This is a genomic window from Streptomyces venezuelae (assembly GCF_008642275.1).
In the GTDB taxonomy this organism is placed as follows: Bacteria; Actinomycetota; Actinomycetes; order Streptomycetales; family Streptomycetaceae; genus Streptomyces; species Streptomyces venezuelae_E.
In genome coordinates this window covers 7,595,318-7,618,297 of record NZ_CP029189.1, presented here as the reverse complement: position 1 = coordinate 7,618,297, position 22,980 = coordinate 7,595,318, and the positions used below count along the sequence as shown (strand labels likewise).

The window sequence follows — 22,980 nt, the reverse complement described above, 5'->3', positions numbered from 1 at the left end:
CCACCAGTCTAGTGCGGTATCAAGGATTTTCTTGTTGAAGCCTCGCGGGTGGCCGGGAAAAGACTGTGGTCAGGCGGTGGATCGCGGGGGCCATGGCGGCGACCGGGGCGGCCGAAGCGGCGATGGGGGGCCGCGCGGAGCGTGAGCGGCCGATCACATATCGTCGGCCGATATGACTGATCATGTTGCGCCGACGTCGCGTTTCCTCGTACTGCACGACTACGGCATGGGCGGTTCGTGGTGGTGGGTCCACGCACGCTCGGTGCGGGAGGTGCGCGAGACGTTCGCGGACGTCGAGGTGATCGACACGGCGGAGACCGTGGAGCGGGCCGAGGGCTGGGGCCTGGACGAGGCCCGGGTCGACGGAGCGACCACGCCGGAAGGGCTGGACGAGCTGCGGGCCAAGCGCGAGGCCCAGCGCGGCCTGGACGGCTTCGGCGCCCTCGCCGACCGGGAGGTCGTGTGGCTGCGGCGACGCTGGGACTACGACAACGACGAGGACCGGACGCTCTCCCTGATGGAAGTCGGGGCGGACGGCCGGCGCACGCGGCAGGTCGAGCTGACCCCGGACGGCGCGGGGGTGCGCAGCGGACCCGACGACTGGCCCCTCAACCCGCCCGTCGTGGACCTCTTCGACCCGGAACTCGTGGGCATGGAAATCAGCCAGGACGAGTTCGAGCGGAACTGGCTCGGCGCCCGACCGATGGAATGGCCGGACGAGGAGCAGGGCGAGGAGTAGAACGCGCGCGTGCGGTGCCCGCGGCTACGCGCAGTCGGGGCACAGGCCCCGGTAGGTGACCTCGACCGCGGACACCGTGTAGCCGAAGCGCTCGTCCGCCGGAAGACCGGCCAGGGGATCGCCCGTCGGGTGGACGTCGCGGATGAGGCCGCAGGCGGAACACACCAGGTGCTGGTGCGGGTGGTGCGCGTTGGGGTCGTAGCGTTTGGCACGGCCGTCGGTGCTGACTTCCGCGACCTCGCCGAGGGCGACCAGCTCGCCCAGGGCGTTGTAGACCGTCGCCCGGGAGATCTCGGGCAGCCGCCGGGCGGCGCGCGCGTGCACCTCGTCGGCCGTCAGGTGCACGTGGTCACCGTCGAGCACCTCCGCGACCACGCGCCGCTGGGACGTCATCCGCCAGCCACGCCCGCGCAGACGTTCCAGCAGGTCACTCATATCGGCCCACCTGTTCGGGTTCGACGGGGTGTCCGGAAGTCTATCGGCAGACGTCCGGAATCCGATGGACTGAGGATCTGGTGTTCTTCTTGACTTGGATTCCGTCCATCGTAGGATCGGTTCCGTAGACGGCCAAGAGACAGGAAGACTCCAGAGCGGCAGGTGACGACGGGAACGTGACGGATCACCGCCGAGGAGCTGCCCGGTGCCGGCCCGTGCGCGCCGGCCGCCTCCGTCCCGCCGCGCTCGACCGTCCGGGACGGTGACCGCTCGGTGCGGAGGCGATCGACGAGCGCCGAGCGCCTTCACCCCGGAGCCTCGCTCCCCGGCATCGCATGCAGTCGCATTCAGTTCCTGAACACCGTGATCCGCCTGGTACGGAAGGATTCCCATGTCCGAGAACCATGATGCAATCGTCACCGACACCACGTCCGGGGGTGGGGAGGGCTGTCCGGTGGCCCACGGGCGAGCTCCGCACCCGACCCAGGGCGGCGGAAACCGCCAGTGGTGGCCCGAACGCCTGAACCTGAAGATCCTGGCCAAGAACCCCGCCGTGGCGAACCCCCTCGGCGAGGAGTTCGACTACGCGGCGGCCTTCGCGACCCTTGACCTCCCCGCCGTCAAGCGCGACATCGCGGACGTGCTGACCACCTCCCAGGACTGGTGGCCGGCCGACTTCGGCCACTACGGTCCCTTCATGATCCGTATGGCCTGGCACAGCGCGGGCACCTACCGGATCAGCGACGGCCGCGGCGGTGCCGGGGCCGGGCAGCAGCGCTTCGCCCCCCTCAACAGCTGGCCGGACAACGGCAACCTGGACAAGGCCCGCCGTCTGCTGTGGCCGGTCAAGAAGAAGTACGGCCAGACCCTCTCGTGGGCCGACCTCATGATCCTCACCGGCAACGTGGCCCTGGAATCGATGGGGTTCGAGACCTTCGGCTTCGGCGGCGGCCGGCCGGACGTCTGGGAGCCCGACGAGGACGTCTACTGGGGCCCCGAGACCACCTGGCTCGACGACGAGCGCTACACCGGTGACCGTGAGCTGGAGAGCCCGCTCGGAGCGGTCCAGATGGGCCTCATCTACGTCAACCCGGAGGGCCCGAACGGCACTCCCGACCCGATCGCCGCGGCGCGCGACATCCGTGAGACCTTCCGCCGGATGGCGATGAACGACGAGGAGACGGTGGCCCTGATCGCGGGCGGCCACACCTTCGGCAAGACCCACGGCGCGGGCCCGGCGGAAAACGTGGGTGCCGACCCCGAGGCCGCCCCGATGGAGGCGCAGGGGCTGGGCTGGAGCAGCTCCTTCGGTACCGGCAAGGGTGGCGACGCGATCACCAGCGGCCTGGAGGGCATCTGGACCAACACCCCGATCACCTGGGACAACACCTTCTTCGAGATCCTCTTCGGCTATGAGTGGGAGCTGTTCAAGAGCCCGGCCGGGGCGCACCAGTGGCGGCCGAAGGACGGCGCCGGGGCGGGTACCGTGCCCGATGCCCACGACCCGTCCAGGACCCACGCCCCGACGATGCTGACGACCGACCTGTCGCTGCGGTTCGACCCGGCCTACGAGCAGATCTCGCGCCGCTTCCTCGCGGACCCGGCCGCGTTCGCCGACGCGTTCGCGCGCGCGTGGTTCAAGCTGACCCACCGTGACATGGGCCCCGTCGTGCGCTACCTCGGCCCGGAGGTCCCGTCCGAGACGCTGCTGTGGCAGGACCCGCTCCCCGAGGTGTCGCACGAACTCGTCGACGCCGCCGATGTCGCCGCGCTCAAGCGGCAGGTCCTCGCCTCGGACCTGTCGGTGTCCCGGCTCGTGTCCGTCGCGTGGGCGTCGGCCTCCTCCTTCCGTGGCAGCGACAAGCGCGGCGGTGCCAACGGCGGTCGGATCCGCCTGCAGCCGCAGAGCGGGTGGGAGGTCAACGACCCGGACGAGCTGGCCGGGGTGCTGCGTACCCTGACCGGGATCCAGGAGTCCTTCAACTCCGCGCAGAGCGGCGGCAAGCGGATCTCCCTCGCGGACCTGATCGTGCTGGCCGGTGCGGCCGCCGTCGAACAGGCGGCCGAGGACGGCGGGTTCGCCGTGCAGGTCCCGTTCACCCCGGGCCGGGTGGACGCGACGCAGGAGCAGACGGACGTGGAGTCCTTCGCCGCGATGGAGCCGGCCGACGACGGGTTCCGCAACTACCTCGGGAAGGGCAGCCGGCTGCCCGCCGAGTACCTGCTGCTCGACCGGGCCAACCTGCTGACGCTCAGCGCCCCCGAGATGACCGTCCTGGTGGGCGGGCTGCGCGTACTCGGCGCGAACCACCAGCAGTCCCCGCACGGCGTGTTCACCACGACCCCCGGGTCGCTCACCAACGACTTCTTCGTCAACCTGCTCGACCTGGGAACGACCTGGTCGGCGACCTCCGAGGACGCGAACGCGTTCGAGGGCCGCGACCGGGCCACGGGCCGGGTCCGGTGGACCGGCACCCGTGCCGACCTCGTCTTCGGGTCGAACTCGGAGCTGCGCGCCCTCGCGGAGGTCTACGCGAGCGACGACGCGAAGGAGAGGTTCGTGCGGGACTTCGTCGCGGCCTGGGACAAGGTGATGAACCTCGACCGGTTCGACCTCGCCTGAGCGGCCCTGCCGTCCGGGCCGGCCCCAGCGGCCGGCCCGGCGGCGCCCGCCGGCCCTCGTGGCCGGGGTGGCGCCTACCCGTCGGAGCCGGCGGCCAGCTCGGCCATCTCCCGCTCCACGGCGCCGGCTTCCTCCTTGCGGTCCATCAGCACCAGCTGCTCCCGGTAGCGGTCCAGCGCCTTGAGGAGCAGGAGGTCCCTGGCCGGCTCCATGGCGTACATGCGGCGCGCGGCGGCGACGGACTCGGCCCGCAGGGCCAGCGCGGTGTCGGGCAGATGGGCGAAGTCCTGACGGCTGTACTCGAACAACGCCTCGGCCAGCAGGGGCAGATACGCCTTCGGGCTGACCTGGACGAGCACACGGTAGGCGGCGACCTCCTGCCGGGCGGGCAGGGTCTGTGAACCCAGGAGGGCGACTCGGGCTCGGAGTACGGCGTCGTGACCGGCATGCGCTGAGAAAGTCATGACGGTGATTCTCAAAGCCGCACAGGGGTCCGAACAAGGGCAATCCGCTGTGCTCTCGGTCCTACGAAAACGGCCTCTGACCTGTCATGATTGACACGTATTCACCTCTGTGGCCCGCAGGGCGGGTCAGCAGCCGAAGAAGGACAGGCGGACCTGTCGCCGGGGGTTGTCGCGGTTGGTGTCCACGAGGGTGACGGACTGCCAGGTTCCGAGCTCCAGCAGTCCGTCGATCACGGGCAGCGTGGCGTGCGGCGCGACGATCGCGGGCAGCACGTGGTCCCGGCCGTGGCCGGGGGAACCGTGCCGGTGCCGCCAGCGGTCGTCGGCAGGCAGCAGGGACGCCAGGGCCTCCAGGAGGTCGTCGTCGCTGCCCGCTCCCGTCTCGATGACGGCGAGCCCGGCGGTCGCGTGCGGCGTGAAGAGGTTGAGCAGCCCGCTCCGGCCCCGCGCCACCTCCCCGAGGAACGACGCGCAGGCATCGGTCAGGTCATGGACGGTCTCCCGGTCACCGGTCGTCACGTCGATGGTGCGTGAGGCGAAGATGTCGGCCATGACCACATCCTCGCGCGAGGGCTCCCCGCCGTCCCGCAGCCCCGGCCGGGACTCGCCGGGCGCCGGTCGGGTGGCACGGTCAGGACTCGGCCAGTCCGGTGACCTCCTGGACGTGGCGCAGGCTGGGCGGCGCGAGCACCTCGTTCAGCTGCTGGAAGATCTGCCGCGCGGCGACCGCGTTCCAGTCCGCCGGGAGGAGCTCGGCGGGCAGTCCGGGGTCGAGGTAGGGCAGGCGGCGCCACTGGGTGAGCATCGGGACGTAGTGGCGGAACGCCTCGGCGCCGTCGATGGCGGGCTGCTCGGCCAGGGCTGCGGCGACGGGCCCGTAGGCCTCGGTGAATCCGGCGTACTGCTCCTCGATCGCCGGGAAGTCCCACCAGGAGCTGACCGTGCCGGGCAGGTCGCTGAAGGCGGCGTACTCGGCGGCGAACAGGTGCACGTACTCGCTGAGCCCGAGCCGGACGAGCATGTCGCGGGCGTCGCCCAGGAGGCGGCCGGGCGCCAGCCACACGCCCGGGGCGATGTTCCCGAAGCCCAGCCAGGTCAGGCGGGTGCGCAGCTGGTAGCGGTAGGAGCGCTCGGACTCCGGTACGGAGAAGACGGCCATGGCCCAGCCGTCGCTCAGCTCCGCCGGTTCCAGACTGCCGAAGATGCGCCGGTCGCCCTCGTCGAAGACGGGCTGCGCGCCCGGGCTGAGCCGGTACCCGGTGGCGCCCCTGCGTTCCGGTTCGAGGACGCCCTTCTTCTTGAGCCGGGAGATCGCCGAGCGCGCCGCCGGGCCGTCCACGTCCAGCTCGGACATCAGGGTGATCAGGTCGGCGACGGAGATCCAGCCGCCGAGGCGGCGCAGGAACGCCCCGTAGACCGTGTTGATCAACGAGCTGGGCCTGAGGGGACTGTCCGCCATGATCACCTTCCGTCGTGTGCGGTGGTGATCCTATCGACCTGGGCGAACGCGGCGCCGCCCAGGTCACGCCCCCTGTCGCGGTTTCAGAGACGGGCGGCCCGCTTCAGGAGCCCGAGGTCGACGAACTTGAAGTCGGTGTCGGTGCGGGCCTCGCCGTCGGCCCCGGTGGTCGCGGGGGTGTTGTGGCCGTCCTGGACGACCAGCAGGCCGTTCGGGAACCTCCTGCCCAGCGGTGCGCTGGTGACGGCGGCGCCGTCGCACTCCTGGGAGCCGTCCGGTGAGCCGGGCGCCGCACCGTCCCCGACGCGGAAGCCGCGGACGTACGCGTTGCCGTGCTCGCGGTCGAAGACGGCGAAGGTGTCGTCGCCCTGGCTGGACGCCAGCAGGTAGCCGCCGTGGCCCGGCCGCTTCGGGTCACGCCAGATGGTCAGGCCCTCCACGTCGGCGGAGACGTGCCGGCCGCCGAAGCCGGGGTCGGCGCCCGCGTCGCACTCCTCCGTCCCGGGGTTCCAGGTGCCGGGCACGCCGAAGGAGCGGACCTTCTCGATGAGGCGGGCGGGCGAGCGCAGGTCGGCGTCGAGCTTCCAGATGCCGACGTCCTCCTGACCGGCGTAGAGGTCGCCGGTGTCGGGGTCGACGACCATGCCCTCGACCTGGGGCCGCTCCCCCGGCTCCCCGCACGGCGTCCAGGTCGCGCCGTTCGGCAGGGTGAAGGTGGCGGGCAGCGAGGTGGTGCGGACGGTGCGGTAGCCGACCTTGCCGGCGGCGTTCGGCAGGAGTTCGGCCAGCGCGAGGTCGGTGGCGTGGCGCCGGCTGGTGACCGCGTACGCGCGTCCGCTGCGGCGGTCGGTGTAGGCGGCCAGGCCGTAGGCGGTCCGCTGGTCGTTGACCTCGTCCTGACCGGTGGAGAAGACCTGCGGGGCGGCGCTCTCGTCGGTGACGTCGACCAGCGGGGCCGTGGGCCGCTTCGGGTCGATCCGGTACACGCGCAGCTGGTCGCGGCCGCGGTCGGAGACCACGGCCACGTCGTGGCGGCCGTCGGGGAAGCGGAGTCCGGTGATCAGGTCGACGTTGTTGAAGCGTCCGGGCTTGTCGCCGTCCCTCGGCGGCGGGGGCGCGGGCAGCGACTGCACCTGGCGTCCGGCCAGGTCGTAGACGCGCAGGCCGCCTTCCTTGGCGGTGGCGATGACCAGACTGGCGTCAGGATCCTTGGCGTTGCGCCAGATCGCGGGGTCGTCGGCGTTCGCGTTGCCGCCGGCCTCGTCGTCGAAGAGGGAGGGCGTCTCGACCGAGGCTGTCACCCGTGGCAGCGGCGGTGTCGTGCCGCCGTGGTCCGCGTGGGCGTGAGCCGGTCCGGCGATCGCCCCCAGGGCCACCATGGCCGCCGCGGCCACGACCGGGGTCCGCCTGCTCGGGATCACGCGCATCTTGCCTCCTGTGGGGTGTACGGGGTGCGGCCGGCCGGGTGGTGCGCCAGGGTCCTCCGGCGTCCTGCGACGGGCCGCCCCCACCGTGGGCCACGTTCGGGTGACACCCATGGATCAGACGTGACGTGCACATGACCGAGTGGTGAAATCCGGCGGCACCGGGGCCCTCCATGGAGCTTTCTTAGCGGAACGTTAGATCTGCGTGGCGGACCTTGTCCGGCTACGACGGCCGCCCCATGCTCTGGACACTCCCCCATCGCCGGGGCAGTTCTCCCGTCCCTCATCAGGGACTTCCCTCTGGAGCCGCCATGTCCTCGTCTGCCGTCATGCCCGCGTCGCCGCCCGGGGACGAGCGCAGGAAGCGCCGTCTGGCCCTGGTCGGCGGCTCCCTCGGCAACCTCGTCGAGTGGTACGACTGGTTCGTCTACGCCAGCTTCGCGATCTACTTCGCCGATTCCTTCTTCCCCGGCGACAACCCGACCACCCAGCTGATGAACACGGCCGGGATCTTCGCCGTCGGCTTCCTGATGCGTCCCGTCGGCGGATGGATCCTGGGCCGCGCCGCCGACCGGCACGGGCGCAAGAGCGCGCTCACCCTGACCGTCACCATGATGTCGGTGGCCGCCCTGCTGATCGCCGTCGCCCCGACCTACGGGCAGGCCGGGTACTTCGGCGCCCTGGTACTGCTGCTCGCCCGGCTGCTCCAGGGGATGAGCATCGGCGGCGAGTACGCGGCCAGCGCCACCTACCTGACCGAGGCCTCCGCCCGGAACCGGCGCGGGCTGGGCTCGTCCTTCCAGTACGTGTCGATGACCTGCGGCCAGCTGCTCGGCCTTGGCATCCTGATCACCCTTCAGCACACCCTGACCACAACCCAGTTGGAGAGCTGGGGTTGGCGCATCCCGTTCCTCGTCGGGGCGTTGTTCGCGGTGGTCGTCTTCTGGTTGCGGCGCCGGCTTCAGGAGACCGACGCCTTCAAGGAGGAGACGGCGGCCGCGCCCGGCGAGGACGCCCACGACGACAGCACCCGCGGCACGCTGAAGGCCCTGTGGCAGTACCGGCGTCAGGCGGGGCTGGTCATGGCGCTCACCCTCGGCGGCACCGTGGCCTACTACACCTACACCACCTACCTCACCAAGTACCTGGTCGGCAGCGCGGGCATGGAGAAGACCACCGCCACGCTCGTCAGCTTCACGGCGTTGGCCCTCTTCGCCGTACTGCAGCCCTTCGCCGGCATGCTGTCCGACCGGATCGGCCGCCGGCCGCTGCTGATCACCTTCGCGGTGGGCTGCACCGTCGGCACGTACCCGATCATGACCGCCCTCGGATCGGCGTCCTCGTACGGGGCCGCCCTCGGACTGTCCCTGCTGGCCCTGGTCATCGTCACCGGCTACACGTCCATCAACGCGGCGGTGAAGGCCGAGCTCTTCCCGACCCGGGTGCGGGCCCTGGGCGTGGCGCTGCCGTACGCGATCGCCAACGCGCTCTTCGGCGGCACGGCGGAGTACGTGGCGCTGTGGTTCAAGAACAGTGGGCACGAGACCATGTTCTTCTGGTACGTCTCCGGATGCGCGCTGATCTCCCTCGTGACGTACGTGCTCATGCCGGACACCCGCAATGCCGCGCTGAGCCGCGCGGAGGCCGAGGCCGACGGCGAGCCCGGGCGCGAGCGGCCGGCGGCACCCGCCGAGGCGGCCCGCTGATCCGCCCGGGTGGCCCGGCGCGCCGGCTCCCGTAAGCTGCTGCGCCGGGGAACGGAGATCCGGACACGCGTCGTGAGGGACCGTCTATGCACGCGCTGCTCGTCGAGGACGACGATCGCATGGCCCAGGCACTCGGCACGGCCCTCGCCCAGCGCGGACACACCGTCCGGCGGGTCGGGCGCGCCCTGGACGCCCTGCGGCACGTCCGCGAAGCCGAGTTCGTCCTGCTCGACCTGGGCCTTCCCGACCTCGACGGGCTGGAGCTGCTGCGGCGGCTGCGGACCGTCTGCGACGCGCCGCTGATCGTGGTGACGGCGCGCTGCGAGGAGCGTGACATCGTGCAGGGGCTGCGGGCGGGGGCCGACGACTACGTGGTCAAGCCGTTCCGGATGGCCGAGCTGATGGCCCGGATCGACTCCGTACGGCGCCGGACGGACCCGCACCCGGGCCGTCCGGACCCCGCCGCGACCGGGGCGCGGCCCGTGCGCGCCGGCGACGTCGAGGTGGACCTCGCCGGCCGGACCGTCACCGTGGCGGGCGCCGGAGTGCGCCTGACCCGACGCGAGTTCGACGTGCTCGCCTTCCTTGCCGCCCGTCCGGACGAGGTGCACTCCCGCGAGGTGATCCTGGACCGGATCTGGGGTGACGCCTTCCTCGCGGCCTCCCGCTCCCTGGACGTCCACGTGGCGGGCATCCGTGCCAAGACGGGCCGCTCCGGCCTGGTGCGCACCGTCCGGGGCTTCGGCTACCAGCTCGGGATCCCCGCCCCGGACGCCGCGGACGCCCCGGACGCGCGGGGCGGAGAGCGGTGAGGCGCCGACTGCTGGCGGTGCTGATGGTGCTCATGGGGGCGGCGGCGCTGCTGCTCTGCATTCCCCTGGCCGATGCCTACGCGCGCGGGCGCACCGAGCACCTGCTCCTGCAGCGGCGCTCGGAGGCCGTACGGTTCGCCGATCTCGCCGACCGGATGCGTACCGCCGCCGACCGGGCGGAGCTCTCGGCCGAGATCGGCCGCTACGCCCAGCTGTACGGGGCCGGGGTGGTCGTGGTCGACTCCGCGGGAACCACGGTGGCCCGGGCCGGGACCGGACCGGCGGCGGAGGCCGCCGCGGACGCGGCCACCGGCGCCGATGCCGCCCCGCGCGGCCGGGCCGGCCCCTCCGAGGGGGCGGACGCCCGCCGCCGGGCCCTCACCGGCCGCTCGACCGACCGGCTGCCCGCGCTTCGCCCCTGGGGACCGCGCACCGCCGTGCTGGCCGAACCGGTGGGCCGGGACGAGCGGGTGAGCGGGGCGGTCCTGATGGCCGTCCCCACCGCGGCAGCCCGCCGGGACGTGACCATCCGCTGGTCGCTCATCTCCGCCGGCGCGCTCGGCGCCTTCGCGGCAGCCGCTCTGGTCGCCGCCGGGATCACGCGCTGGCTGATGCGCCCGGTACTGGACCTGGACCGGGCCGTCGGGCGGCTGACCGCGGGCAGCCTGCAGGCGCGGGCCGTGTCCGACACGGGCCCGCCGGAACTGCGCCATCTGCGGCGGCACTTCAACACCATGGCGGAGGCGGTGGCCGACTCCATCGGCCGCCAGCGAGACTTCGTCGCCGATGCCTCCCACCAGCTGCGCAATCCACTGGCCACCCTGGTGCTGCAGCTGGAGAACGTCGAACCGCACATCGTGCCCGGGCCGGGCCTGGCCGAGCACGGCCGCGCCCTGGACGAGGCGGAGCGTCTGGAGGAGCTGCTCGACGGCCTCCTGGCGCTGGCCCGCGTGGAGTCGGGCACGGCGGAGCCGGCCGACGAGGACGTGTCGCGCGCGGTACGGGACCGGGTGACGGCCTGGACGCCGGTCTTCCGCGCCGCGGGGGTGGAACTCGTGGCCGCCGGCCTCGCGGGGGGTCTGCGGGCGCGCGCCCTGCCCGACGCGGCGGGCCGGGTCCTCGACGCGCTCCTCGACAACGCGGTGAAGTTCGTCCCGCGCGGCGGCCGCGTCGAGGTGCGCGCCACGCACGCGGCCGACGGGAGCGCTGCCGTCGTCGTACGGGTCGAGGACGACGGCCCGGGTGTGCCGGACGAGCAACTCCCGCTGCTGCTGCGCCGGTTCGCACGCTCCCCGGAACACCAGAACGTGCCGGGCAGCGGGCTGGGGCTGGCCATCGCGGACGAGATCGCCCGGCTCAGCGGCGGCCGGCTCGACGTCCGGGGCAACGATCCGCACGGGCTCGTGGTGGAGCTCCGGCTGCCGTCCCCGTCTACCGGGTGAGGTCTCAGCCGTACACCGACCGGTAATAAGTCACCGCTCCCGGGTGGAGCGGCACCTCGCCGGTCGAGATGGCGAAGCGGGGCTCCAGCCGGGCCCCGGCCGTCACCTCCCGCAGCAGGTCCCGCCAGCGGTCGAACACCACCTGCAGCAGGTCACGTACCACGCCCTGCGGTACGTCGGCCCGCGCCAGGAGATAGTTGCCGACTCCGATGGTTCCCACCGGCTCCGTCAGCCCGTACACCCCGGCCGGGAGCGTGACCGGCGAGTAGACGGGGCCGTAGCGCTCGCGCAGCACGCCGGCCTGGGCGTCGAGCGGCAGGAAGCGCAGCGGCAGCTCGCGCGCCAGGTCGGCCAGGGCCGGGGTGGGCACCCCGCCGGACCAGAACAGCGCGGCGACCGAGCCCTCACGCAGGGCGTCCACGGAAGCGGCGAGGCCCAACTGCCGCTCGTCCGCCGTCGGGACGGGTACGGGCGTGGGCGCGGGGGCGGGGGCGGGCGTGGGTGCGGAGGCGGATACGGGGGCGCCGCTCAGGCCTGCCGCCCGCAGGAGCCGTTCCGCAACCACCTGTACCCCGGAGCCCGGCGCACCCACGGCGACGGGGCGCCCAGCGAGATCGCCCACCGAGCGCACCGGCCCGTCCGCCGGGACGAGCAGATGCGTGTAGTTCACGTAGACCCTGGCCAGGGCCGTCGCGGCCGTCGGCCGGGGGAACGGCTCCCGCCCCAGCACCGCGTCCCCGGCCACGTCCCCCATGGCCAGGGCGAGCTCGACGGAGCCGTCGGCCAGTCGGCGCAGGTTGTCCACGCTGGCCGCGGTGCTCACCGGGACGATCTCGATCCGGTGGCCGCTCGCGGCGACGGCCTGTGCGAGGGCCTGCCCGAAGGCGTTGTACGGGCCGCCCTCGGGTCCCGTGGCGAGGCGCAGCCGCCGTACCGGTCCGGAGTTCCCCGAGCAGCCGGCCGACACCGCCGCCAGGGCACCGAGGCCGGCGCCCAGCACCCGCCGCCTGGTCGTTTCTGCGCTGGTCACGGCGGAATCCTAAGGGATCGCCCCGATGTCAAGCCCCGGAATTTCGGGTCGTGACGCGCTTCCTGCCGACCGGTTTCCCTGGAAAGGAATTCCCTCGGACCGCGCGGGACCGTAGAGGCAGGAGACTCCGATGCGCGTCGTGACCTTCATCGCCGCCGTCATCATTCCGGCGGTCACCGGAATTGCCTATATCACCTACGCGTCGAAAGCGAATCGGGACCGGCCCATTCCTCCGATATTCCACACCATCCCGCGTGTTCCCGTGTGGATGGACCTGCTCTGCTGGTCGATTTGGGGCGCGAGCGTGGTGGTACTCCTGCACATGCTGCCGATGTGGGCGTGCATCGCCCTCTTCTACGCGGTGGTGGCACCTCCTTGGGAAGTGATCCGCCGCCGCCACAACCGCCGCGTGGAAAGGGCCCCCGCCCGGGCCGGCGGTTCCCGTGTCCCATGAGGCCGCCCGGCCGGGAGCCGCCCCGCGCAGCGGAGCTTACGGAGCAGCCGCGTTATCGGGGAGTGACGACAAGTGAGCGGGACGAGGCCCGTATTCGGGAACCGGACGGAGTCCGGCGCCGTGGTGAAGGCGTTCTCCCGTTCCTGGACGGTGGAATGCGCGTACGAGCCCTGCGCGGCGGCGGCCCGCCGCCTGAAACCATCGCGAACGGGGTCCGTAGGGCGGACCGCACGCGCCCGGGTACGGCGGCTCGGTGAACCGGCCCTCCCCCAGCGTCACGGCGGGCTTTCGTTCCCGCCGCATGCGGCATCCGTCCCGGTAGCGTCGCCGCCATGCGCTACCACCACGTCGACGTCTTCACCGACCGCCCCTACAGCGGCAACAGCCTCGCGGTCTTCCCCGACGCCGATCCGCTGACCGGCGCCCAGATGCGGTCGATCACCCGGGAACTGCGGCACTTCGAGTCCGTCTTCCTCCTGCGCGACGGCTCATCCGGGCAGCCGCGCACCTGGCGGGCGCGCGTCTTCGACCTCGACGGCGAGCTGGACTTCGCCGGGCACCCCCTGATCGGCGCGGCCGCGGTGCTGCACGCCCTCCACGGCACGGCGGACCGCGAGCTCTGGACCCTGCGCCTGCCCGGCCGCCCGGTGGAGGTCGCCACCGAACGCCGCGGTCCCGGCCGGTACACGAGCCTCCTCGACCAGGGCCCCGCCGCCTTCCTCGGCCGCCCCGACCCCGGCGGCCTGGCCGCCCTGTTCGGCCTCGGCCCCGCTGACCTGGACCCCGGCCTGCCCCCGGAGGTGATCTCCACGGGCCTGCGCTACCTGGTCCTGCCCGTACGCGGCGGCGCGCTCGCCCGCGCCCGCGTCACGGAACCGCTCGACGCGCCCCTGGCCCGGCTGGGCGCCGAGTTCGCCTACCTGCTGGACGCGACGGCCATGGAGGGCAGGCACTGGACCAACGACGGTTTGCTGGAGGACGTCGCCACCGGGAGCGGTGCGGGGTGCGCCGCCGCATGCCTGCGCAGCCACGGCCGGATCGGCGCCGGAGAGCGGACCCTGCTGCGCCAGGGCCGCTTCACCGGGCGCCCCAGCACGATGACGGTGAGCGCCGACGGGCACGGCCACGCCATCCGCTCGGTGTGTGTCGGCGGTGGTGTCGCCCTCGTCGGGGAGGGCCGCCTGCGCGAGCTCCCGCCGTCCTGAGGCACCTCGTCCCGCTGACGGCTCACCTCGCGACCGGAGGCGGGCGGACCTAGGCTGATGGTGTTGCCCGGGTCCTCGGACGGCAGGAGACCATGCCGTGAAGCCAGCCCACCTCCGGCTACGCCGGGCCTGTGCGGCCGCCGCCGCGACAGGAGTGCTCATGGCCCCGGCCGCCGTGGGCTCCGCGTCCGCGTTCTCCGCCCCCGCGGCCACCGCCACCGCCACCCCCTCCCCCTCCTCGACGCCTTCGCCGGAAACCGATACCGGATTCACGCCGCTCACACCGGCCGTCGCCGCGCAACTGGACGCGGCCGTGCGCCAGGTCATGCGCGAGGCGCGGGTACCGGGCGTGACGGTCGGGCTGTGGGCCCCCGGCAAGGGGAGCTACGTACGGTCCTTCGGTGTGGCGGACAAGGCGAGCGGCGCGCCCATGACCCCCGACCTGCACGTACGCATCGGCAGCGAGACCAAGACGTTCACCGTCACCGCGCTCCTCCAGCTCGTCGACCAGGGCAAGGTGGGCCTGGACGACCACATCGGCGCCTACGTCACCGGAGTTCCGAACGGTGACCGGATCACCCTGCGGCAACTGGCGGGCATGCGCAGCGGGCTCTTCAACTACAGCCTGGACGCGGACTTCATCAAGAACCTCGAAGCCGATCCGGAACGGTACGTCGCACCACGGCAGTTGCTCGACTACTCCTTCAAGCACCCCGTGCAGTTCGAGCCGGGCGCGGAGTTCGACTACAGCAACACCAATCTGATCCTGCTCGGCCTGGTGGTGGAGAAGGTCACCGGCCGGCCGCTCCACGAGGTCATCACCCAGGACGTCCTGGGACCGGCCGGACTGCGCAGCACGGTCTTCCCCACGAGCCCGGCCCTGCCGGTGCCCTACGCGCACGGCTACACCGACCAGACCGCCTCGGGCCGGACCGAGGACGCGACCCGCTGGAACCCCTCCTGGGCCTGGGCCGCGGGAGAGATGGCCTCCGACCTCCAGGACCTGCGCAGCTGGGCCCGTACCCTGGCCACCGGCACGCTGCTGAAGCCCGCGACCCAGGCCGAACGGCTGAAGACCACCCCGATGGACATACCGGGTGCCGGCTACGGGCTGGGCATCTTCGACGTCCAGGGCTGGATCGGCCACAACGGCTCGATCCCCGGATACGAGGTCCTGCCCGTGTACCTGCCGTCGGCGCAGGCGACGATGGTCATCCTCCTCAACACCGACAGCCAGTACGAGGGCCAGGAACCCAGCACGCTCTTCGGTCAGGCGGTCACCAGCATCGTCACCCCTGATCACGTGTATCCCGGCCACAAGCCGGTGGTGCCCAAGCCCGGCTGACGGCGGGCGGCCGAGGGCTGACGGGGGGACTGGGGACCCGGCGAGGGCCTGTGAACAGGAGCAGCCGTGAGCGTGGTCATCGGTACGTGGAACCTGGAGAACCTCTGCCGCCCCCTGCCGCCGGGCGCCCCGCCCTCGAACCGCTGCGCCGCCCGTGACGACGCCGCCTACCAGGCGAAACTGGCGGGTCTCGCGGCCACCATCGACCGCCTCTCGCCCGATCTCCTCGGCGTCCAGGAAGTGGGCAGCCACGAGGCGCTGACCGATCTGGCCGACCGGCTCGACGGCGCGTGGCACATCGCCCTGTCGACGCACCCGGACCGCCGCGGCATCCGGACGGGCTTCCTCAGCCGTCGGCCGCTCGTCGTCGTCGAGGACCGCACGGCCTTCCCGGACCATCTCCCGCCCGTCCGGGTCGAGGACGACGGGACCATGATCAAGAGGATGGGCCGCGGCGGCCTGGCCGTACGCTGGAGTCCCGCGCCCGGCCACACCGTCGGTGTGGCCGTCTGCCACCTCAAGTCGAAGCTCCTGACCTTCCCCGGCAACCGTCACAGCACGGACGACGAGCACCTGCGTGCGCGCTACGCCGCGTACGCCCTGTACCGCCGCGCGGCCGAAGCCGTCACCATGCGCTTCGTCGCCGACCAGCTCCTGCAGGGCGACGGCCGCTCGCACCCGGTGATCGTGATGGGTGACCTCAACGACGAGTTCAAGGCGGCCACCACGCAGATCCTGTACGGTCCACCGGGCTCGCAGATCGGTACCGGCGGCTTCCAGGACCCCGACCTCGCAGACCCGCGGCGGCTCTGGAACCTCGCCCCGCGCATCCTGGAACAGGGCGGCTTCTCCCGCGTCTTCGAGGGCCAGCCGGAGCTCATCGACCACATCCTGGTCAGCCAGGCCCTGCTGCCCCGTCTGGAGCGGGTCTTCACCGGCCCGGAGCAGCTGCCGACGGTGGACGGCGCGCACCCGGCCGCACCGCACGACAGCCCCTCCGACCACGCTCCCGTGCTCGCCGTACTCGACTTCTGACCGCGCGGCCCTTTCCTCACGGGCCGAAAGGCTATTGACGGGCCATCAGCGTCGTTTCCCGGCCGGAATCAGCCGGGGGAATTCCGGTCGGCCGACCGATTTCACGCCGGTGGCCGTTCCGGGAACGGGGGGTGAAACATGGTCAACAGGCTGCCGCCGGAGACGGATCGGCCGTCCCCGAAAGGATGCCCGGGTCAACGGTGTTGTCCGCCAGATGAGTTACTACCCAGAAGACATGGAACGTCGCTCACAGTTCGGGTAGCTTTCCTTCACGTCGCCGCCACACCCGGGGCACAGGGCCCCACGGGACTAGCGGCGCAAAGGAACCGACCCCTGTTGACGACAGCGACCGAAGTCTTCACAGTCCGGCCGTACACCCCGCATTGCCAGGTGATCAGCACCGAAGGTGATCACGCCGTCATCGGCATTTCCCCGGGGAACAGTTACTTCTCGGCCCAACGTGTCAACGATCTCGCCCACTGGGGCCTGCGCAACTTCGAGCAGGTCGACCTCATCTACACCGACATGCACGTGGCCGAGATGTACGAGGCACTCGGCTACGGCGAGGACGAGGCGCGCCGCAAGGCGGTGAAGAACCTGCGCGGCGTCCGCGCCAAGGTGAACAACGCCGCCGCGGAGGCCGACCCCACCGGCGAACGCCTCCGCGCCCGCCCGATGTCGTCCCTCACCGACATCCCCGCCTACCGGGCGCTCCACAGCCACCTGACCACCCTGCTGGACACCGACCCGGAGTTCCGCAGGACCAGCAACAAGCTGGTCGACGCGTTCCTCTCGTCGAAGGTCCTGAACGGGAAGGCCGCCACCACGCGGCAGCGCGACGTGTGCCTGGAGTACGTGTGCGCGGAAATGCCGCTCTTCCTCGACACGCCCGCCATCCTCGGCGTGCCGTCCTCCCTCAACTGCTACCACCAGCTCCTGCCCATGGCGGAACTGCTCTACTCACGCGGCTCGGGTCTGCGCGCCTCGCGCAACCAGGGCCACGCCATCATCACCCCCGCCGAAGGAGCTCCCGATGTCCACTGACACCCTGCTCGACTTCCCCTTCTCCGCACGCGGCGACCAGCTCCCGCCCGAGATCGAGGAGCTGCGCGCCGAACCCGTGAAGCGGGTCCGCACGATAGCCGGGGACGAGGCCTGGCTCGTCTCCTCCTATCCACTGGCCAAGCAGGTCCTTGAGGATCCCCGGTTCAGCCTGAAGGACACCTCGGCTCCCGGTGTGCCCCGCCAGTACGCGCTGACGATCCCGCCCGAGGTCGTCAACAACATGGGCAACATCACCGGCGCGGGACTGCGCAAGGCCGTCCTCAAGGCCATCAACCCCAAGACCGACGGCCTCACCGACTGGATGCGCGCCCAGGCCACCAGCCTGGTCGACGGCCTCCTGGGCCACGGGGCGCCGGTCGACCTGCGCGGCCAGTTCACCAATCCGTACGCAGAGAACCTGCACTGCCGCATCCTCGGCATCCCCGAGTCCGACGCGCCGCGACTGGCGGCCAGCCTCGACATCGCGTTCATGAACTCGGCCTGCCCGGTCACCGGTGCCAAGCTCAACTGGGACCGCGACATCGCCTACATGGTGGAGCGCCTCGACGACCCCACCACCACGGGTCTGATCGCCGAGCTCGCCGCCCTGCGCGACGACCCCGACTACGACCACCTGACGGACGAGATGCTCGCCACCGTGGGCGTCACGCTGTTCGGCGCGGGGGTCATCTCCACCATGGGCTTCCTGACCATGGCGATCTTCTCCCTGCTCCAGAACCCCGGGATGTGGGACCAGCTGCGCAAGGAGCCGGAGAAGATCCCGGCCGCGGTGGACGAACTCCTGCGCATCAACCTGTCGATCGCCGACGGCCTGCCCCGGCTCGCGCTGGAGGACGTCACCCTCGGCGACGTCGAGGTGAAGAAGGGCGAGCTGATGCTCGTCCTCGTCGAGGCGGCCAACACCGACCCGGCCGTGTACCCCGACCCGCACGTCGCGGACATCGACCGGGAGAACGCCGGCACGCACCTCTCCTTCGGCGGCGGACAGCACTACTGCCCGGCCACCGCGCTCGGCAAGCGGCACACCGAGATCGCGATCGAGGTGCTCCTGGAGAAGATGCCCGACCTCGCTCTCGCCGTGCCGGTCGACCAGCTCGTGTGGCGTACCCGCTTCATGAAGCGCATCCCGGAGCGCCTGCCCGTGCTCTGGTGATCGCGTGGGCGCGCGGGACGACGCGCCCGCCCGACGACGCCTCCGGCCGGGGGGAATCCGGCCGGGGGCATCGCCCTGCCCGGGCGTGGGCGCCGTAGGGTCCGCTAGCCCGGCGCACCCGGCCACCGGCCGAAGGGGCCTTTCAGGTCGCGCTCCCCCGCAAGCAGCAGCCAGTTGCAGCACGACCGGCTCCGGGAGAACGTCGCGTGGGCGCGTACTGATCGCTCCCCCCGCGACACCCGGACGGCACGGACGGCCCGCCCGGCACGGACGGCCCGGACGGAACTCAACCCCGGTGCTCTGCCAGCACCTCCCGGATCACGTGCCGGGCGTTGGCGGCCATCGCCCGGTTCGTCATGCGGTAGTAGGGCAGCGCGATCAGCGCCTGCGAAAGCGTCCGTCCCCGGCCGCGGCGCCAGGCCGCGTCGTCCACGCCGAGCTCTTCGCGGAAGACCGTCCGGGCAGCGGGCGTCAGCAGGTTCCACGCCGGGAACAGGTCGCAGGAGGGATCCCCCACGCCCATGCACCCGAAGTCGATGACCGCGCTCAGCCTGCCCCCGTCCACCAGCAGGTTGCCCGGCATCAGGTCGGCGTGCAGCCACACCGGCGGCCCGTCCCCGACCGGGGCCCGCAGGGCGTCCTCCCATACGGCGGCCACGGCATCGCAGTCCACGCCCTCCTCGGGAATCTCCCGCAGCTGCCCGATCGCCGCCCGGGTCGGCGCGTCGAGCGCGGCGAGCGGCCCCCCGCGGTAGGCCTTCGGCGCACCCGTCAGGGTGACGCTCCGCATCGCCGCCACGAACCCGGCCAGGTCACGGGCCAGCGCCACGGGCTCCTCCAGCGCCCCGGCCTCGGGGTCCTCCCCGTCCAGCCACCGGTACACCGACCACGACCACGGATAGCCCTGCGCGGGCACCCCGGCCCCGAGGAGTTCGGGGACGGGCGTGGGCAGCCGGCGCGCGAGGCGGGGCAGCCACTCCCGTTCCGTCGCCACGTCCTCGGCTCCGCCCGCCAGCATCGGCAGCCGCACCACCATGCCGTCGCCCAGCCGGTACAGCACGTTGACCGTTCCGCCCGACGGCAGCCGCTCCACGCTCAGCCCGGCCCACCGGGGGAACTGATCGGCGATCAGCCGGCGTACGAGGTCCTCGTCGACGGGGTGCGCGCCGGGATGCATCTGTGCGGTGGCCATGGAACACCATCCGATCGCCGGCCGCCGACGGAGTCAAACCCTTTTCCACCGCGCTGGCGCTCCACCGTTGCCCGACCGGGGTCGTGATCGTTCGTGTCGCTGACGGGACATCCGGACAGGCATCCGGGGCAGGCATCCGGGGCGGTCATCGACGGACGGGGCGAGTGGTCGGGTTGCGAGTTGCGCGAAGGACCGTACTGCAGGCGGCTTCGGCGGGTGCCCTGACGGCACTGCTCGGCCACGTGTCCGCGGCGGCGGCCGCTCCGGGCGGCGGCGCAGCCGGGGACCTGGTCAGGCTGCGTTTCACCCGGGCGACCAACGGAGCGGCCACCGCCTCCGGGGACCGGGTCGTCGCCGAGGTCCAGGGCATGCTCTGGTCGCTGCCCCCGGACGGTTCGCCCGCGACGCCGCTGACCCCGCCCGACCTCGAACCCGGCCGCCCGGTGTTCTCCCCCGACGGCCGCCAGGTGGCGATGAGCGCCTACCGCGGCGGCGCCTTCCACATCTGGGTGATGAACGCGGACGGCTCCGGCCTGCGCCCGCTCACCGACGGCCCGTTCGACCACCGCGCGCCCGCCTGGTCGCCCGACGGGCGCGCCCTCGCCTTCTGTTCCGAACGCGACGGTGATCCGGTGGCCGGGAGCCCGTACCGGATCTGGACCGTCGACGTGACCGGCGGCCGTCCGCGCCGGCTGACGGGCCTGCCCGGGCAGGACGGCCCCGGCCAGGACGGGGAATGGGAGGACTTCGACCCGGTGTGGTCGCCGGACGGCTCGCGCGTCCTGTTCGTACGCGGCACGTCCGCCGGGGAGACGCTGACCGCCCGGACCCTCGCCTCCGTGGCCGCGGTGCCAGGCGCCGGGAGCCCGGTCCGGGTCGAGCACACCGTCACCGACGGCAGGCTGCTGGCGCCCGCTCTCTCCCCGTCGGGACGGACCGCCTGGCTGTCCGCGGCTCCCGGCCCCCGCAAGGCCGAGCACCTCTCCCTCTTCGCCGACGGCCGTCCGGTCCCCCTCGACGGCGACCTCGCGCCCGCTCCTCCGCGCTGGATCGGCGACGACCGGCTGCTGATCACCCTCGACGGCCGGTTCCGGGTGATCCGCCCGCACCGGGACGGCGACGGCGACGGCCGCGAGATCCTCCTCGACGCCACCCTCGAAGTGCCCCGGCCCCGCTACCGGATCAAGAAGTACGTCCTGGAGGCCGAACAGAAGCTTCCGGTCCGGGGCATCCACCTGCCGGCCCTCTCCCCCGACGGCCGCAGGATCGCCTTCGCCGCACTGAACGCGCTGTGGGTCGCACCCGTGACCGGCGGCCCGCCCCGCAGGATCGTGCAGGCTCCGGTCACGGCGTACGTCCAGGGCCCGGTGTGGAGCCCGGACGGCCGCGCGCTGGTCTACACGGACGACCGCGACGGCCTGAACACCGTGCGCCTGCGGGACCTCGACAGCGGCCGTGAGCGCGTCCTCGCCCCGGGCGGCCGCGTCTACGGGGTGCTGTCGCCGGACGGCGGCAGGCTCGCCGCCCTCGACCTCGCCGGGCGGCTCCTGGTCCGCGACCTCTCGACCGGCACCGAGACGCCCCTGGTCGCGGCCCTCGGCGGCGGCGGCCTGCCCGGCCCGCCCAGCTGGTCGCCCGACGGCCGCCATCTCGCCCTCTGCGACCGCAACCGGCTCAGCCGGCGCTTCCGCGAGGGCTACAACCTCATCCGGATCGTCGACACCGCCACCGGTGCCGCCCGCCTGCACGCGCTCGCCCCGCACACCTCACTCGCGGACCGCTACGCCTCCGGCCCGGTCTGGTCGCCCGACGGCCGCTTCCTGGCCTGCGTCGGCGAATCGGCCCTCTGGCTGCTTCCCGTCGGCCCCGACGGCGCCCCGGCCGGCCCCGCCCGCCGCCTGTCCGACGAGCCCGCCGACCACCCCTCGTGGTCCGCCGATTCCCGTACGCTGCTCTACCAGTCCTGTGCCCGGCTGCGGCTGCTCACGCTCGACGCCACCGGCGCACCCGCCGGGCCGCCCCGGACCGTTCCCGTCTCCCTGGACTACCGGCGCCCCGCACCCGTGGACACCGTCGTGCACGCGGGACTGCTGTGGGACGCCACCGGCTCCGCGCCCCGCGCCGACGTCGACGTCCTGATCTCCGGCGGCCGGATCACCGCGGTCGAGCCGCACCGGCCCGGCCGCCGCGCCACCCGTACCGTGGACTGCTCGCGCGGCACGGTCCTGCCCGGCCTGTGGGACGCGCACGTCCATCCGTACCCCTACACGTACGGGGCGCGCCAGGGTGCCCTGCACCTCGCGTACGGGGTCACGACCGCGGTCTCGCTCGGTGGCTCCGCCTACGAACAGGCCCGGCTGCGCGAGGACATCCGGGCCGGGCTGCTCGCCGCACCCCGCCTGCTGGCGGGCGGGGAGCTCCTCGACGGGTCGCGGGTGGCCTACAGCATGGGGCGCGCCCATCGCACGAGAGCCGGGTTCGCCCGCTCGCTGGCCCGGGCCGCGGCGCTGGACTGGGACTTCGTCAAGACGTATGTGCGGTCGCCCTACGAGCAGATGGCCGAGGCGGCCCGGTTCGCGCACGAGCGGCTCGGGGTGCCGGCCGGATCCCATCTGTGCGCCCCGGGCATCAGGTCCGGTCAGGACCTGACCACGCACCTGGTGGCGACCGAGCGTGCCGAGTACGGGTACGGCGCGACCCCGCGGGGGCACACGTACCAGGACACCCTGGAGGTCTACACGCACGGCGGGTTCGCTCTGATCGCCACCCCCTTCACGGCCCTCCCGCTGATCGGCGCCGATCCGGCGCTCGCCGACGATCCGCGGGTGACGTCCCTGATGCCGCCGTGGGACGTGGCGGCCGTCCGGGCCCTGGCAGCGGGACCGCCGAGCGCGGAGCAGAGCGCGGCACTGGAGCGGGAGGTGGGCGTCTACCGCCGCGTCGTCGAAGGCGGCGGGCGGCTCGCGCTGGGCACCGACGCGCCGCTCACCCCGGTGGGCCTCCATCTCCACCTGGCCCTGCGGGCACTGCACCGGTACGGCCTGACGCCCGCGGAAGCCCTGACGACGGTGACCGTGAGCCCGGCGCGGATGTTCGGCGTCGCGGACCGGCTGGGCACGGTCGAGCCCGGCCGGATCGCCGACCTGACCCTGGTCGACGGCGATCCGTTCACGGACTTCGACGACCTGGTCCGGGTCCGGGCGACCGTGCGTGGCGGAATGCTCCACGAACGCCCCGTCCTGGAACGCGCCTTCACCCGGACCCCCGAGCCGCCCGACCCGGACGGCCCGGACGGCCCGGCCCCGGCCGACTGGCCGGCCGTCCTGGACCAGATGCTGCGGGACGGCTGCTGCACCCCGCACGACTAGGCGGTCTCTTGCGGCCCGGGTGCGCCAGT

General features: G+C 72.7%; 19 protein-coding genes. 12 read left to right on the top strand and 7 right to left on the bottom strand.

Annotated features, from left to right (window positions below; translation table 11 throughout):
* Positions 1–172: 172 nt before the first annotated feature.
* Positions 173–739, top strand: coding sequence for a hypothetical protein (locus tag DEJ51_RS33785; protein WP_223836102.1), 567 nt, complete (start codon positions 173–175; stop codon positions 737–739).
* A gap of 24 nt (positions 740–763) precedes the next feature.
* Here DEJ51_RS33785 and DEJ51_RS33780 read toward each other — a convergent pair whose 3' ends face one another.
* Positions 764–1,174, bottom strand: a complete 411-nt coding sequence (locus tag DEJ51_RS33780; protein WP_150261416.1) for a Fur family transcriptional regulator — start codon at positions 1,172–1,174, stop codon at positions 764–766.
* A 391-nt stretch (positions 1,175–1,565) separates the two neighbouring features.
* Here DEJ51_RS33780 and katG point away from each other — a divergent pair, with 391 nt between their 5' ends.
* A complete protein-coding gene (gene katG / locus DEJ51_RS33775) occupies positions 1,566–3,797 on the top strand; it encodes a catalase/peroxidase HPI (RefSeq protein WP_150261415.1) in 2,232 nt (743 codons plus the stop codon).
* A gap of 74 nt (positions 3,798–3,871) precedes the next feature.
* Here katG and DEJ51_RS33770 read toward each other — a convergent pair whose 3' ends face one another.
* The 4 genes from DEJ51_RS33770 to DEJ51_RS33755 all read right to left on the bottom strand — a co-directional run bounded on the left by DEJ51_RS33770 (position 3,872) and on the right by DEJ51_RS33755 (position 7,147).
* Entirely contained in the window at positions 3,872–4,261 is a 390-nt protein-coding gene (locus DEJ51_RS33770; protein WP_150261414.1) for a hypothetical protein, read from the bottom strand.
* 126 nt (positions 4,262–4,387) lie between these two features.
* Positions 4,388–4,813, bottom strand: coding sequence for a secondary thiamine-phosphate synthase enzyme YjbQ (locus DEJ51_RS33765; RefSeq protein WP_150261413.1), 426 nt, complete (start codon positions 4,811–4,813; stop codon positions 4,388–4,390).
* Between the two features lie 79 nt (positions 4,814–4,892).
* The gene (locus tag DEJ51_RS33760) at positions 4,893–5,720 is read right to left on the bottom strand and encodes a PaaX family transcriptional regulator C-terminal domain-containing protein (protein WP_150261412.1); all 828 of its coding nucleotides are present in this window, start codon (positions 5,718–5,720) and stop codon (positions 4,893–4,895) included.
* Positions 5,721–5,803: 83 nt separating this feature from the next.
* Positions 5,804–7,147, bottom strand: coding sequence for a phytase (locus DEJ51_RS33755; RefSeq protein WP_150261410.1), 1,344 nt, complete (start codon positions 7,145–7,147; stop codon positions 5,804–5,806).
* A 326-nt stretch (positions 7,148–7,473) separates the two neighbouring features.
* On the opposite strand from DEJ51_RS33755, the gene DEJ51_RS33750 reads away from it, so the two are divergent.
* The 3 genes from DEJ51_RS33750 to DEJ51_RS33740 all read left to right on the top strand — a co-directional run bounded on the left by DEJ51_RS33750 (position 7,474) and on the right by DEJ51_RS33740 (position 11,104).
* Positions 7,474–8,850 (top strand): MFS transporter, encoded by a 1,377-nt coding sequence (locus DEJ51_RS33750; RefSeq protein WP_150262312.1) that lies wholly within the window; start codon positions 7,474–7,476, stop codon positions 8,848–8,850.
* Positions 8,851–8,936: 86 nt separating this feature from the next.
* A complete protein-coding gene (locus tag DEJ51_RS33745; protein WP_150261409.1) occupies positions 8,937–9,662 on the top strand; it encodes a response regulator transcription factor in 726 nt (241 codons plus the stop codon).
* Positions 9,659–11,104 (top strand): sensor histidine kinase, encoded by a 1,446-nt coding sequence (locus tag DEJ51_RS33740; RefSeq protein ID WP_223836101.1) that lies wholly within the window; start codon positions 9,659–9,661, stop codon positions 11,102–11,104. The genes DEJ51_RS33745 and DEJ51_RS33740 overlap by 4 nt, the downstream gene beginning before the upstream one ends.
* 4 nt (positions 11,105–11,108) lie before the next feature.
* Here DEJ51_RS33740 and DEJ51_RS33735 read toward each other — a convergent pair whose 3' ends face one another.
* A complete protein-coding gene (locus tag DEJ51_RS33735) occupies positions 11,109–12,134 on the bottom strand; it encodes a TAXI family TRAP transporter solute-binding subunit (protein WP_223836100.1) in 1,026 nt (341 codons plus the stop codon).
* Positions 12,135–12,264: 130 nt separating this feature from the next.
* Here DEJ51_RS33735 and DEJ51_RS33730 point away from each other — a divergent pair, with 130 nt between their 5' ends.
* From DEJ51_RS33730 to DEJ51_RS33705, 6 genes are all read left to right on the top strand, one after another.
* Positions 12,265–12,588 carry a hypothetical protein gene (locus DEJ51_RS33730; RefSeq protein ID WP_150261407.1) on the top strand — a complete coding sequence of 108 codons (324 nt, stop codon included), beginning with the start codon at positions 12,265–12,267 and terminating at the stop codon, positions 12,586–12,588.
* A gap of 332 nt (positions 12,589–12,920) precedes the next feature.
* Positions 12,921–13,793: a PhzF family phenazine biosynthesis protein gene (locus DEJ51_RS33725; protein ID WP_150261406.1), complete on the top strand. Its 873-nt coding sequence runs from the start codon at positions 12,921–12,923 to the stop codon at positions 13,791–13,793.
* A 97-nt stretch (positions 13,794–13,890) separates the two neighbouring features.
* Positions 13,891–15,138 carry a serine hydrolase domain-containing protein gene (locus tag DEJ51_RS33720; RefSeq protein WP_411757371.1) on the top strand — a complete coding sequence of 416 codons (1,248 nt, stop codon included), beginning with the start codon at positions 13,891–13,893 and terminating at the stop codon, positions 15,136–15,138.
* Positions 15,139–15,210: 72 nt separating this feature from the next.
* Complete coding sequence (locus tag DEJ51_RS33715; protein ID WP_150262308.1) at positions 15,211–16,173, top strand: endonuclease/exonuclease/phosphatase family protein; 963 nt, start codon at positions 15,211–15,213, stop codon at positions 16,171–16,173.
* Between the two features lie 336 nt (positions 16,174–16,509).
* A complete protein-coding gene (locus DEJ51_RS33710) occupies positions 16,510–17,217 on the top strand; it encodes a tRNA-dependent cyclodipeptide synthase (RefSeq protein WP_223836099.1) in 708 nt (235 codons plus the stop codon).
* Positions 17,207–18,391 carry a cytochrome P450 gene (locus DEJ51_RS33705; RefSeq protein WP_150261403.1) on the top strand — a complete coding sequence of 395 codons (1,185 nt, stop codon included), beginning with the start codon at positions 17,207–17,209 and terminating at the stop codon, positions 18,389–18,391. Before DEJ51_RS33710 ends, DEJ51_RS33705 begins: the two co-directional genes overlap by 11 nt.
* 286 nt (positions 18,392–18,677) lie before the next feature.
* On the opposite strand, the gene DEJ51_RS33700 is transcribed toward DEJ51_RS33705, so the two are convergent.
* Positions 18,678–19,583 (bottom strand): aminoglycoside phosphotransferase family protein, encoded by a 906-nt coding sequence (locus DEJ51_RS33700; protein ID WP_190620838.1) that lies wholly within the window; start codon positions 19,581–19,583, stop codon positions 18,678–18,680.
* 164 nt (positions 19,584–19,747) lie between these two features.
* On the opposite strand from DEJ51_RS33700, the gene DEJ51_RS33695 reads away from it, so the two are divergent.
* The gene (locus DEJ51_RS33695; protein WP_411757370.1) at positions 19,748–22,951 is read left to right on the top strand and encodes an amidohydrolase family protein; all 3,204 of its coding nucleotides are present in this window, start codon (positions 19,748–19,750) and stop codon (positions 22,949–22,951) included.
* Positions 22,952–22,980: the final 29 nt, after the last annotated feature.